The organism is Streptomyces sp. NPDC004721 (assembly GCF_053601495.1).
Genome location: NZ_JBSGBZ010000110.1, coordinates 1 through 11,174 on the forward strand (window position 1 = coordinate 1; position 11,174 = coordinate 11,174).

At 72.3% G+C, this 11,174-nt stretch carries 14 protein-coding genes and 1 pseudogene; 9 read left to right on the forward strand and 6 right to left on the reverse strand.

Features of this window, described 5'->3' with window-relative positions:
* The 3 genes and pseudogenes from ACWEK3_RS41130 to ACWEK3_RS41140 form a co-directional block, all read right to left on the reverse strand.
* Positions 1 to 91 (reverse strand): annotated as a pseudogene (locus ACWEK3_RS41130) (IclR family transcriptional regulator); the annotation flags it as partial.
* Between the two features lie 155 nt (positions 92 to 246).
* A complete protein-coding gene (locus tag ACWEK3_RS41135) occupies positions 247 to 438 on the reverse strand; it encodes a DUF397 domain-containing protein (protein ID WP_376400436.1) in 192 nt (63 codons plus the stop codon).
* Complete coding sequence (locus tag ACWEK3_RS41140) at positions 435 to 1,286, reverse strand: helix-turn-helix domain-containing protein (protein ID WP_453252143.1); 852 nt, start codon at positions 1,284 to 1,286, stop codon at positions 435 to 437. The genes ACWEK3_RS41135 and ACWEK3_RS41140 overlap by 4 nt, the downstream gene beginning before the upstream one ends.
* 191 nt (positions 1,287 to 1,477) lie before the next feature.
* On the opposite strand from ACWEK3_RS41140, the gene ACWEK3_RS41145 reads away from it, so the two are divergent.
* From ACWEK3_RS41145 to ACWEK3_RS41165, 5 genes are all read left to right on the forward strand, one after another.
* Complete coding sequence (locus ACWEK3_RS41145; RefSeq protein ID WP_453252144.1) at positions 1,478 to 1,930, forward strand: ATP-binding protein; 453 nt, start codon at positions 1,478 to 1,480, stop codon at positions 1,928 to 1,930.
* A 382-nt stretch (positions 1,931 to 2,312) separates the two neighbouring features.
* Complete coding sequence (locus tag ACWEK3_RS41150) at positions 2,313 to 2,477, forward strand: DUF305 domain-containing protein (protein WP_453252145.1); 165 nt, start codon at positions 2,313 to 2,315, stop codon at positions 2,475 to 2,477.
* A 141-nt stretch (positions 2,478 to 2,618) separates the two neighbouring features.
* Positions 2,619 to 3,050: a hypothetical protein gene (locus ACWEK3_RS41155; protein WP_453252146.1), complete on the forward strand. Its 432-nt coding sequence runs from the start codon at positions 2,619 to 2,621 to the stop codon at positions 3,048 to 3,050.
* Between the two features lie 121 nt (positions 3,051 to 3,171).
* Positions 3,172 to 4,314, forward strand: coding sequence for a PLP-dependent cysteine synthase family protein (locus ACWEK3_RS41160; RefSeq protein ID WP_453252147.1), 1,143 nt, complete (start codon positions 3,172 to 3,174; stop codon positions 4,312 to 4,314).
* On the forward strand, positions 4,311 to 5,567 hold the full coding sequence (locus tag ACWEK3_RS41165) for an MFS transporter (RefSeq protein WP_453252148.1): 1,257 nt from the start codon (positions 4,311 to 4,313) through the stop codon (positions 5,565 to 5,567). Before ACWEK3_RS41160 ends, ACWEK3_RS41165 begins: the two co-directional genes overlap by 4 nt.
* A gap of 27 nt (positions 5,568 to 5,594) precedes the next feature.
* Here the strand turns inward: ACWEK3_RS41165 and ACWEK3_RS41170 are convergent, their stop codons facing one another.
* A complete protein-coding gene (locus ACWEK3_RS41170; RefSeq protein ID WP_453252149.1) occupies positions 5,595 to 6,707 on the reverse strand; it encodes an aminotransferase class V-fold PLP-dependent enzyme in 1,113 nt (370 codons plus the stop codon).
* A gap of 173 nt (positions 6,708 to 6,880) precedes the next feature.
* Between ACWEK3_RS41170 and ACWEK3_RS41175 the strand changes: the two genes are divergently transcribed.
* The 3 genes from ACWEK3_RS41175 to ACWEK3_RS41185 all read left to right on the forward strand — a co-directional run bounded on the left by ACWEK3_RS41175 (position 6,881) and on the right by ACWEK3_RS41185 (position 8,328).
* Complete coding sequence (locus ACWEK3_RS41175) at positions 6,881 to 7,054, forward strand: hypothetical protein (protein ID WP_450547161.1); 174 nt, start codon at positions 6,881 to 6,883, stop codon at positions 7,052 to 7,054.
* Between the two features lie 272 nt (positions 7,055 to 7,326).
* Positions 7,327 to 7,545: a CbtB domain-containing protein gene (locus ACWEK3_RS41180; RefSeq protein ID WP_141357464.1), complete on the forward strand. Its 219-nt coding sequence runs from the start codon at positions 7,327 to 7,329 to the stop codon at positions 7,543 to 7,545.
* A 21-nt stretch (positions 7,546 to 7,566) separates the two neighbouring features.
* Positions 7,567 to 8,328 carry a CbtA family protein gene (locus tag ACWEK3_RS41185; RefSeq protein ID WP_453252150.1) on the forward strand — a complete coding sequence of 254 codons (762 nt, stop codon included), beginning with the start codon at positions 7,567 to 7,569 and terminating at the stop codon, positions 8,326 to 8,328.
* A gap of 56 nt (positions 8,329 to 8,384) precedes the next feature.
* On the opposite strand, the gene ACWEK3_RS41190 is transcribed toward ACWEK3_RS41185, so the two are convergent.
* Complete coding sequence (locus tag ACWEK3_RS41190; RefSeq protein ID WP_450547159.1) at positions 8,385 to 8,957, reverse strand: histidine phosphatase family protein; 573 nt, start codon at positions 8,955 to 8,957, stop codon at positions 8,385 to 8,387.
* Positions 8,958 to 8,965: 8 nt separating this feature from the next.
* Positions 8,966 to 9,730: a DeoR/GlpR family DNA-binding transcription regulator gene (locus ACWEK3_RS41195; RefSeq protein WP_450547158.1), complete on the reverse strand. Its 765-nt coding sequence runs from the start codon at positions 9,728 to 9,730 to the stop codon at positions 8,966 to 8,968.
* A gap of 89 nt (positions 9,731 to 9,819) precedes the next feature.
* Between ACWEK3_RS41195 and ACWEK3_RS41200 the strand changes: the two genes are divergently transcribed.
* Positions 9,820 to 11,085 (forward strand): MFS transporter, encoded by a 1,266-nt coding sequence (locus ACWEK3_RS41200; RefSeq protein WP_450547157.1) that lies wholly within the window; start codon positions 9,820 to 9,822, stop codon positions 11,083 to 11,085.
* The last annotated feature ends 89 nt before the right edge of the window (positions 11,086 to 11,174 follow it).

The window sequence follows — 11,174 nt, forward strand, 5'->3', positions numbered from 1 at the left end:
CGCCCTCCATCTGCAGGATGGTCGCCGCCCGCAGCGCGTGGTCCACGCTGGCGATCGGGTACGGCGGCGGTGTCTTCAGCGGCTTGTCCATGGCGTGCGCCCCCTGATTCTGCTTTCCAGAATCTCCATGTTCCCTTGGCGCTGGGGGCGGCTGCAGCAGCTGGCGGACCGGGCCGGCGACCTGGTTCCCGCCGCCGCGGCCGAGCAGGGTGGTGGGGCAGCGGCGGGTGCTGCCCCACCGGAAGCTCAGAGGCGCGAGTCGGTCGCCAGCGTCGTGAACGCCGTCCAGGCGTCGGGGGAGACGGCCAGTGCCTGCCTGTCCGTGTCCTTCGAGTCCCGGACGAGAACGGCCTCGGTACGCACGGCGACCTCGATGCAGTTGTCGCCGGAGCTGCCGCTGTAACTGCTCTTGAACCAGGCCAGTTCAGTGGTCTTCATGGTGCTCCTCGCATCTGCGTCAGCAAGCTTACGGTGGCTTCACGGCCGAGGGCCTGTGAACGCAGCTTGCCATAGCGCTGGAGCATAGCGCTGACATCTTTCGGCGATGTGATCAGAATGCTCGACTGCTGGCCTTCGGAGTAGCCCACCCACTCGTGTTGAGGCGTCTCCGCGAGATACATCAGGCCGTCGATCCCCGCGTGATCGTACTGGCGCAGGGGCATCACCTGGATCTCAACGTTCCTTCGGGCACCTTGCTCCAGCAGGTGATCCAACAGTTGTCGCGCGACCTCTGGTCCACCCATCTGCCGCTCAAGCAGCGCTTGTTCAATGACGAAGCTGAAGGCCGTGCTCGGCCTGTCGCTCAGGAGCTGTTGCCGCTCGAGTCGTGCCATGACCTGGCGTTCGATCTGATCCTCGGACAGAGGCGGCAGCCGCCGCTCGAAGATTGCGCGGATGTACGGCTCGGGCTGCAACAACCCCGGAATGGCCCGACACTCGTACGCGTACAGCGAGATCGCCTCCTCCTCGATCCCCGCCCACTGGCGGAACCAGGACGCCAGCCCCGCCTTCCGCGTCAGGCTCTTCGCCGCAGCGCCCAGCACCCGTGCCGCGACCGCGCCCAGGACCTCCTCCGACCGCTTCAGCAGATCCTTCGGCGGGAAGCGTTTCCCCTGCTCGATCTTGGCGATGTACGCGGGCGAGTAGCGCACCAGCGGAGCGAACTGCTCCTGTGTCAGGCCGGCTTCCTCCCGCAGGGCCTTGAGGACCGCGCCGAAGGTCTTCAGGCTGTCGGAGAGTTCCGGCTCGCAGCCCCCGCCCACTCCGCCACCGTTGTCCGTCGTCATCGCAGCCGCCTTCCCCTGTGCCGCCGGGCCGTACCCGTGCCGTACTGTTCGCCGTCCGCGCTGCGCCACGCCAGACCGATCAATGCTCACGCACAGCGACCGACCCAGTCCAGCGCGTGAACCGGTACAACGTGATCTGTATCGGCGGCGGACCTGCCGACCGCCCGTCAACTGACTGCAAGCTGACCCGCATGCCAGCCCTGAACCGCCAATCCATCACCTCCGTACGCACGTTCGCGCAGCGTTTCTCCGCCACCCGTCGCGGCGCCCGCCTCGCCCGGCTGCTTGCTGCGCACCAGCTCACCGAGTGGGGACATCCCCGAGGGACCGAGGCGCACGACAGCGTCGTCCTCGTCGTCGCCGAACTCGCTGCGAACGCCGTTCTCCACGGCCGTGTCTCCGGACGGGACTTCGCCCTCGCCCTGTCCTTCGAGGAGGGCCGGAACGTCGTGCGGATCGAGGTGACCGACACCCACCCCGCCCTGCCGGTGCGCATGGTTCCCGGCCCGGACGAGGGTGGGGGCCGTGGCCTGGTCCTCGTGGACGCGCTCGCCGTCGACTGGGGTCTACGGGACCGCCTCGGTCCCGGCAAGACGGTATGGGCCGAGTGCGCCCTGTCGTCGAATGCACAGCCCGGGCGTTGACGCCGGCCACGCACCAAGTGCTCTCCCCGCTCTCCCCGGCCCTGGCGCCGTTCGTTCTGCGGGACTTGGCTACGATCTGTGCGATGAGCGATCGGCACCAGGGCTTTCGGGGCGCGGCACGGCGTGCGGCCTCCGTTCTCGCGCTGCGCTGTGCCGCTTTGGTCGCCGTTCTGATGTGGGTGTTTCCCGTGTGTACCCACGCCGCCCACGAGGTGTTCTCCGTCCCGGCCGCGCCCGTGGCGCACACGAGCACGGCAGTGACGGCCCCGGACCGTGCCGCTCACGTGTGCTTTGACACGGACCGGTCCCGGAGACACGCACTGCCGTGCGGCGGGCGGGGCCGTCGCGAGCCTCGCCTCCCCGGTGGCGGTGCCCTCACCCCATGCGGTGGGACAACGGCGGCGTCGACATGGCGCGCGCCGCGGTGAAGGGAGCCGGCGACGCCAGGCTCGAGCGGCTCGCGCAGGCCATGGTCGACGGGCAGCGGGCGGAGCTGGACCTGATGGCCGACATGCTCGCCCGGCGGGGCGCCGGGGCCGAGTGGTGAGACGCTTCAGGTAAGTCGCACCAGGTGAGCTTCAGGGTGAGCCGCCGCCCGGCCGGGACAGTGGTTCCGGCCGGGCGGCGCTCACGCTTTGCCGACCTCTGACAAGAACTTTACGTACTCTACCGACTACTGTTTGTGTTCATGCTGGCCGGGTTGACCTTCCGACGCCGCCGCTCCGCGTCACGGACCGGAGCGGTTCTCGTGCTGTTGCTGGCCGCGCTCGTGCACGTACTGGCCTGCGCCCACGGCCCGACACCGACCCGCGCGGCACGGGCCGACACCCCGCTAGTCGTCTCGGCCGCCTGCGGGCCGGCACCGTACGAGCAGCACCGGGCGGACGTCCGGACCTCGGCCCCCGCACACGACAGCGGCGTCCACTGCTGGGACGGTGACGAGCCGACGGCGCAGCTCTCACGCGACGTCTCCCCGGCCCATCCCGCGGTCCACGCCGCCCTGCCCGCCGACCGCACCCCGGCAGCGCCGCTCCCGGCGCGACCCCCCGCAGCCGCTCCCGAGCCCGGCGGCACCTCGCCCGGGCACGCGCGAGCCCTCATCGGCGTGTGGCGGACCTGATCGGCCCCGCTGCCGAGCCCCGTCCCTGACGCGAGGAAACGGCAGCCGATCGGCACCGCCCTCTTCCCGCCCCCACACGACCGGCGGCCGTTCACGGCCCCGGCCGCAGGAGAAGCACGCCATGAACCATCCCATCCGTACCTCCGTCCCCGCCTGCCCGGCCCAGCTCCTGGCCGACGTCAAACGCCCCATGCGCACACCGGCCGGACTGGTCGGCGACACCCCCGTGCTGTGGATCGGCGAGCCCTTCACCGCCGCCGGGCGCGGCTTCTGGGCCAAGCTCGAAGGTCACAACCCCGGCGGCATCAAGGACCGCACCGCCCTGCACATGGTCCGAGCCGCCCGTGAACGCGGCCGGCTGCTGCCCGGCGCCCGGATCGTGGAGTCGACCTCCGGCACCCTCGGTCTCGGGCTGGCCCTCGCGGGCGCCACCTTCGGACACCCCGTCACCGTCGTCACCGACCCGGCGATCGAACCACTGATGACCGGCCTGCTCACGGCGTACGGCTCCGAAGTCGACGTCGTCACCACCCCGCACCCGGTCGGCGGCTGGCAGGAGGCCCGCCGCCACCGGGTCGGGGAACTGCTCGCCGCCCACCCGGACGCGTGGTGCCCCGACCAGTACGACAACCCCGACAACGTCGCCGCCTACGCCCCGCTCGCCCACGAACTCGTCGCCCAACTCGGCCGCATCGACGCCCTCGTCGTCTCCGTCGGCACCGGCGGCCACTCCGCCGGCATCGGCTCCGTACTGCGCGGCTTCTTCCCGGCGCTGCGCGTGGCCGGGGTGGACACCACCGGCTCGACGATCTTCGGGCAGCCCGCCGCGCCCCGCCTGATGCGCGGACTCGGCTCCAGCATCCACCCCCGCAACGTCGCCTACGACCTGTTCGACGAGGTCCACTGGGTCGCCGCTCCCGAGGCGGTGTGGGCGGCGCGCCTCCTGGCCCGCGACCACTACGCCACCGGCGGCTGGAGTGTCGGCGCCGTCGCCCTCGTCGCCCGCTGGCTGGCCCGCACCCTGCCCGCCGAGGAACGGATCGTCGCGGTCTTCCCCGACGGCCCGCAACGCTATGTCGGCACCGTCTTCGACGACGCGTACTGCCGGGAGCACGGCCTCCTCGGTCACCTGCCCGCCGACGACCCGGAAGAGATCGGTGATCCGGGCGAACGGACCGTGTCCCGCTGGACCCGCTGCGCCCGTGTCGTCGACCCGCTCGCCGTCGGCGGCGGTGCCCCGGAACTCGCGAGGGCCGGGCGATGAAGGGCCTGTGGCGGCAGACCCGCTCCTTCCCGCCCGCCGCACGGCTGTTGATGGCCAACCAGTTCGCCATCAACCTCGCCTTCTACATGCTCATGCCCTACCTCGCCGCCCATCTGTCCAACGGGCTCGGCCTCGCCGCCTGGGCCGTCGGGCTCGTGCTGGGCGTGCGCAACTTCTCCCAGCAGGGCATGTTCCTCATCGGCGGTACGCTCGCCGACCGCCTCGGCTACAAAACCCCCATCATGGCCGGCTGCCTGCTGCGCACCGCAGGCTTCGGCCTGCTCGGCTGGGTCGACAACCTCCCCGCCCTGATCGCCGCCTCCGCCGCCACCGGCTTCGCCGGCGCCCTGTTCAACCCAGCCGTCCGCGCCTACCTCGCCGTCGAGGCGGGCGAACGGCGCGTGGATGCCTTCGCCGCCTTCAACGTCTTCTACCAGGCCGGCATGCTGCTCGGCCCACTCGTCGGGCTCGCCCTGCTCGCCGCCGACTTCCGCCTCGTGTGCACGACCGCGGCCGGCATCTTCGCCGTACTCACCGTGCTGCAGTGGCGCGCCCTGCCCGTCCGGCGCGGCCACACGGCGGACACGGCCCGGCAGGAGAGCGTGCTCGCGCAGTGGCGGACGGTCGTGTCCAACCGCCCCTTCCTGCTCTTCGCCACCGCCATGATCGGCTCCTACGTGCTCACCTTCCAGGTGTACCTGGCCCTTCCGCTGGCGGCGGCGGACGCCCTGGGGGCGAACGGCACGGCGGTCACCAGCGGGCTCTTCATCGTCTCCGCCGCGGTGGCCGTCGTCGGCCAACTGCGCCTGACCGGCTGGGCCAAGCGGCGGTGGCAACCCAGCCAGGCGCTGGTGCGGGGACTGGCCGTGATGGGGCTGGCCTTCCTGCCGCTCGCGCTCGCCCCGCGCGGCTCCGCGGAGGCCGCGCTGGTCTCGCTGGTGGCCGCGGTGGTCCTGCTCGCGGTGGGTTCCGCCGTGGTCTACCCGTTCGAGATGGACACCGTCGTCGCACTGTCGGGCAACCGCCTGGTCGCGACCTACTACGGCCTCTACAACACCGTCTCCGGCCTGGGCATCACCCTGGGCAACCTGGTCACTGGCGCGCTGTGGGACTTCGCCGAGCGGCACCATGCCCTCTGGATGACCTGGACGGCCCTGACCGCCACCGGACTCGTGTGCGCCGCCTCGGTGGCGGCGCTCGCCCGCGCCGGGCGGCTCACCACCCGGGCAGAGCCCGAGCCCGCTCCCGCCTGACGGAAACGAGATCGCCGGCCCGCGGGTTCAACTCCCCAGGGACAACAGTGCGATGGCGACCCGTTCGGCTGCCTCCGGCGGGGTCGAGGCGTGCGGGGAGAGCCTGAGCGAGTCGGTGCGCACGGTCGCGGTGACGCCTTCGGCGTGCAGCGCCTTGGCGACGAGGGACGGATCGTGGTCCGGCACGGTGAAGGAGAGGATGCCCGCGCGCCGCGCCGGGTCGGCGGGGGAGAGGACGCGGCCGCCGCACGTTTCGACGACCTCGGTGAGTTCGGTGATCCGTACGGCGATCGCGGCTTCGATGGCGGCGACGGTGTGCCGCTCGACGAGGTCCAGCGCGGCCGCGAACGCGGCGGCCGTCACCGGGCTCAAATTGGTGATCGACCACCGTCGTGCGTCCGGGGCGGGCGGGTGCTCGGCTCCGTCGAAGAGGCCGACCTCCTCGACACCCGTCCAGCCGGTGAGGACCGGCTCCAGGGATTCCAGGGCGCGGTCGGACAGCGTGGCGAAGCCGGTCGACCATCCGGCGCGCAGCCATTTCTGGCCCCCCGCGACCACCACGTCGGCGGCGTCCCAGGGCAGCGAGGCGACACCGAACGCCTGGATGGCGTCCACGATCAGCAGCCGGTCGGGCCCGATCGCCTCGCGCAGCGCCGCCAGGTCGGCACGGAACCCGGTGCGGAAGTCCACGGCGCTGACCGACACGGCCACGACGTCGTCGGTCAGCGCGGCGCGGACCAGGTCGGGGGTGACTCCGGAGCCGGGCGCGGGGTCGATCCAGCGCGGAGTGGCCCGGCCCAGGTCCGCGGAGCGGCGCCACGGGTAGTGGTTGGCGGGGAAGTCGGTGCGTGGCGCGAGGACCACGCCCTCTCGGATGCCGAGCGCGGCGTGGAACAGTCCGGTGGACGCGTTCGGGAGGAGCACCGTGTGCCGGGCGTTGGTGCCGGCGAGGCGGGCGGCCGTGTCCCGCGCGGTCTCCTCCGCGCGCATCAGGGAGTCCACGGTGGTGTGGTCGGCGCGGGCGGACGCCTCCAGGGCGCGCGCGGTGGCGGTGACGGCGTCCCGGGAGGGCGGCCCGAAACGTGCGAAGTCCAGGTACCCGGCGGGTGTGTCGAAGTGGGCGGCGTACGACGTGAGCACGGGGCTCGTCCCTCCGGGGTGGTGCGTGCGGATCGAGTGGCGCGGCGGGGCGGAGTGCCTGTGGGTGCGCCGGACGGTGGGGCAGCAGCGTGCGCCGTCCCACCGGTCTGAGCTGGTCAGAGCCTGCCAGCGCATCTTGCCACAGCACCGGAGCGCCCTGTCGGGCCATCGCGGTGCAGCTGAGCAGGGGAGGGGCGGCCGACGACGCGGACCGCATCACCGTCCTGTCCCAGGGGCGGATCCACTTCGACGGCACCACGCACGGCTTCCTCGGCAACGCCCCGGCGGACACTCCGGGCTCCCGCCGCGCGGAGGCCGCCTACACGGCGTTGACGCTCCAGGGCTGAGGTTGACGCTCCAGGGTTGAAAAGGGGCCTCCGCCCGTTCCGCGGAGTACGGCTGGTGGAGAAGATCACGTCCGTGGTCGCGGTCTTGGCCGGGCGCCCGGCACGCGATACCGTCTGTCCGATATCGACGACGGCACGACGGAAGCCGGTGGGAATCCGGCACGGTCGCGCCACTGTATGCGAACGCCCCAGGGATGTTCGTGAGTCAGACCCGCGGCTGTCGTCCTGTGCACCACCGAGATGGGACGCGAACTCCCAGAGGAGGTTCTGCCATGGCGCAGACCGTCGCTCAGCCGACCGCCACCCCCGCCGTTCCCGCCACGCTGCCGCTGAAGGCGATAGCTCCCTGGGCGGTCTTCTTCGGCGTTCTCATGCTGGTCCTGCTCTACTTCGTCGGCGCCGAGCAGGGCGCCACCTCCGTGTTCAGCGGCACGGACGTCCACGAGTGGGTGCACGACGCCCGCCACCTGCTCGGCTTCCCCTGCCACTGAGGCGAGGGACGCCGCACGCTCATGAACTCCGCAACGGTAAGAAACCTTCTGGTGCGGGGCATGCTCGCCGGTCTCGCCGCCGGTGTGCTCGCCCTGGTCGTCGCCTACTTCCTCGGGGAGCCGTTCGTCGACAAGGCGATCGGCCTCGAGGAGGCGCACTCCCACTCCCACTCTCATGACGAAGTGGAAGTCGTCTCCCGTTCCCTTCAGTCCACCGCCGGTCTCGCCACCGGCGTCCTCGTCTACGGGGTCGCCTTCGGCGGTATCGCCGCGCTCGCGTTCTGTTTCGCGCTGGGTCGCGTGGGCCGCTTCTCCCCACGGGCGACCGCGCTGCTGCTGTCCGGCTGCGCGCTGCTGGCCGTGTACGTCGTGCCGTTCCTGAAGTACCCGGCCAACCCGCCCGCGGTCGGCCAGGAAGACACCATCGGCAAGCGCACGACCCTGTACTTCCTGATGATGCTGCTCAGCATCCTCCTCGCGATCGCCGCCACGATCCTGGGCAAGCGCCTCGCGCCCACGCTGGGCACGTGGTACGCGACGGTGGCCGCGGTGGCCGCCTTCGCCGTGGTGATCGGGCTGGCCTACGCCTTCCTGCCAGTCGTCAACGAGGTGCCGGCGGACTTCCCGGCCACCCTGCTGTGGCGGTTCCGGCTCTCCGCCCTGGCCATGCAGTCCGTCCTGTGGGGCGGATTCGGGCTGCTCTTCGGCGAGTTGGCCCAGCGGCTGCTGAACCCCAGGCCCGCGACCGCCGCGTCCGGGCAGGCAGTGCCGGCCGCGCACTGAACCCTTCGGAACACGACAGGGCCCTTCGGATCCGTCCGGGGGCCCTGTGGCGTTGCTCAGGACGCCGCCAGCGGCTGTCCGAGCCGCAGATTCCAGCGGCCGGCCCGACCGCTGAACTCCGTTGCCGTCAAAGGCGGTACGTCCAGCCGCCAGAAACCGGCCGCGGGCACGCCCAGCACATGGACGACCGCGGCCCGTACGACCTCCGGCTCGACCACCGCGAGCGTACGGCCGTCGGTGTCCCGCGCGCTGTCCAGCCAGTGCCCGACCCGCTCGCACGCGTCCCGCACCGACTCCCCGCCGTGCGGTGCGCAGTCGGGGTCGGCGAGCCAGCGGCCCACCGCCTCCGGCTCGGTGGCCATCACCTCCTCCAGGGTCCGGCCCCGCCAGCGGCCCGCGTCCAGACCGGCCAACTCCCGTACCGCCACGCCGTCGAGGCCGAGCGCCGACGCCGTCTCCCGGCAGCGTGCGCTCGGGGACAGAAGCACGCGGGCGGCCGAGGGCAGCGACCCGGCCGCCGAACGGGCCCTGGCCGCCCCGCCGTCGTCGATCGAGTCGCCGTCGTCGAACCGGGCCTGCCGCAGCGACGGGCTCGTCGCGGGCGAGACGAGAGTGATTCGCATGGTCAACTTCACCCCTACCGAGCGGTGTTGACGGTCATGCCCGCGGCGCGGATCGCCTCGACCTCGCCGGGTGGCGCGGAATCGTCGGTGACGAGGGTGTGCAGCCGCGAGACCGGCGCGACGAAGGCGTGCGCCGTACGGGACAGTTTGGTGCCGTCGGCCACGGCGAGCACGCGCCGGGCGGAGTCGATCGCGGCCCGCTTCACCGCCGCGTCGTCCAAGTCGTAGGCGGTCAGGCCCTGTTGTGCGGTCAGCCCACAACAGCCGATGACGGCGGTGTCGAAGCGCAGGGCCGCCAGCGAGGCCAGGGTCAGGGGGCCGGTGAGGGCCCCCTCGCCCGGACGGGGCCGGCCGCCGGGCACGAGGAGGGTGGTCTGCCCGGGACTGTCGGCGAGCGCGTCGACTGCCTGGAGCGACAGCGGCATCACGGTCACCCGCCGGCCGCGCAGTGCCCTGGCAACTTCCAGGCAGGTGGTGCCGCTGTCGAGGACGACCGTCTCCCCGTCGGCGATCAGCGCGGCCGCGTCCGCGGCGATGCGCTGCTTGGCCCGCGTGCCCTCCTGCGCGCGTAGAGGGAAGGGCGGCTCCTCGCCGCGCAGCAGCAGGGTCCGGGCGCCGCCCCGGAAGCGTTCCAGTACGCCTTGGGCGGCCAGGGCCTCCAGGTCGCGGCGGATGGTCATCTCCGAGGCTCCGGTGAGTTCGGCCAACTGGCCGACGCCGAGGCTGCCCGCCTCGCGCACCGCGTCCGTGATCTGCCTCAGACGGCCCGTGTTCCCCATGCGGCGATTGAACACCATGCGCTGGCGAACAGGAACGCTGTGGGAAGAGGCGCTTTTCAAACACGTTCTATGTTCGATACGTTCGCTCCATGGAGCGATCACTTCGCGCGGCGCGTCTGGCGACCTTCACGTACTTCATCCTCAACGGGACCCTGCTGGGGATGTGGATCGTGCAGATCCCGCCCATCGAGCACCGCGTCGGCGTCAGTCACGCCGTCCTGGGCGGCTTCCTGCTCCTGCTCGGGGCGGGCGCCTTCGTGGGGATGCAGCTGGCCGGCCCGGTCGCCGACCGCCTCGGCACCCGGATCGTCGTGCCCGCCTCCGGTGTCCTGTGCAGTGCCGCCCTCGCGCTGCCCGGACTGGCCTCGAAGCCGTGGATGCTCGCCGGAGCCCTGATCGTGCTCGGGTTCGGCAACGGCTGCCTGGACGTGAGTATGAACGCCCACGCCGTCCAGGTCGAGAAGGCGTACGGACGCCCGGTGATGTCCGCGTTCCACGCCACGTTCTCGGTCGGCGGCGTGCTGGCCGCCCTCGCGGGTGCCGCCGTCGCGAGCGCGGGCTGGACCCCGGCGGCGACGCTCGGCACGGCGGCCGTCCTGGGCGTGGTGGTCTCCGTGTGCGCCGCGCCGGGTCTGCTGCGCACCGCCGCGGGACCGGCCGCGGATGCCGGGACCGGGTCCGACGGGCCGGCCGGGCGGGCGGCCCCGGCCCGTACCCGTATCTGGATCCTGGCCGTCCTCGCGCTGATGGTCATGCTGTGCGAGGGGGTCGCCAACGACTGGAGCGTGCTGCACCTGCGGACCGTCCTTGGCGCCTCCGACAGCACGGCGGCCTTCGCCTACGGTGCGTTCGCCGCGACGATGACCATCGGCCGCCTGCTCGCCGACCGCCTCTCGGCCCGCTTCGGCCCCGCCGCGATCCTGCGTCACGGCGCCTCGGTCGCCGCTGTCGGCATGACGGCGGCCGCCCTGTCCCCGTGGATTCCGCTCGCCCTGGCCGGCTGGGCGCTCTTCGGCGCCGGGCTCTCCGGCTGCGTTCCCCAGCTCTTCAGCGCCGCCGGGCACGCCGACGCCGATGCCGCCGGCGCCAACGTCTCCAAGGTCGCCGGACTCGGCTACCTCGGCATGCTCGCGGGACCTGCCGTCATCGGCTGGCTCACCCGCCTGGTCCCGCTGAACCTGACCTTCTTCCTCCCCGTGGCCTGCTGCGCCGTCGCGGCCGTGACGGCGGGAGTGCTGCGACCGCGGGGGAGCGCGGTCGCGGGCCGGGGGCCCGTCCCCGACGCGGGGCCTCCCGCCGCGTCAGCCCTCCGGGGTGAGCGGGGTGCCGCCGAGGGTCGAGGCGCGGGCCACTAGACGAGTCATTCCGATGTGATTAGTGGTCGTAGGCGATCAGGGATCGCATGACCGGCTGTCCGGTCTTGTGGTTGTGCCAGATCGCCGCG

What these genes read in the sequence shown, in the direction of transcription:
- ACWEK3_RS41135 (WP_376400436.1), bottom strand. Translation starts at nt 438, where the DNA reads ATGAAGACCACTGAACTGGCCTGGTTCAAGAGCAGTTACAGCGGCAGC.
- ACWEK3_RS41140 (WP_453252143.1), bottom strand. Translation starts at nt 1,286, where the DNA reads ATGACGACGGACAACGGTGGCGGAGTGGGCGGGGGCTGCGAGCCGGAA.
- ACWEK3_RS41145 (WP_453252144.1), top strand. Translation starts at nt 1,478, where the DNA reads ATGCCAGCCCTGAACCGCCAATCCATCACCTCCGTACGCACGTTCGCG.
- ACWEK3_RS41150 (WP_453252145.1), top strand. Translation starts at nt 2,313, where the DNA reads ATGCGGTGGGACAACGGCGGCGTCGACATGGCGCGCGCCGCGGTGAAG.
- ACWEK3_RS41155 (WP_453252146.1), top strand. Translation starts at nt 2,619, where the DNA reads ATGCTGGCCGGGTTGACCTTCCGACGCCGCCGCTCCGCGTCACGGACC.
- ACWEK3_RS41160 (WP_453252147.1), top strand. Translation starts at nt 3,172, where the DNA reads ATGAACCATCCCATCCGTACCTCCGTCCCCGCCTGCCCGGCCCAGCTC.
- ACWEK3_RS41165 (WP_453252148.1), top strand. Translation starts at nt 4,311, where the DNA reads ATGAAGGGCCTGTGGCGGCAGACCCGCTCCTTCCCGCCCGCCGCACGG.
- ACWEK3_RS41180 (WP_141357464.1), top strand. Translation starts at nt 7,327, where the DNA reads ATGGCGCAGACCGTCGCTCAGCCGACCGCCACCCCCGCCGTTCCCGCC.
- ACWEK3_RS41185 (WP_453252150.1), top strand. Translation starts at nt 7,567, where the DNA reads ATGAACTCCGCAACGGTAAGAAACCTTCTGGTGCGGGGCATGCTCGCC.
- ACWEK3_RS41195 (WP_450547158.1), bottom strand. Translation starts at nt 9,730, where the DNA reads ATGGGGAACACGGGCCGTCTGAGGCAGATCACGGACGCGGTGCGCGAG.
- ACWEK3_RS41200 (WP_450547157.1), top strand. Translation starts at nt 9,820, where the DNA reads ATGGAGCGATCACTTCGCGCGGCGCGTCTGGCGACCTTCACGTACTTC.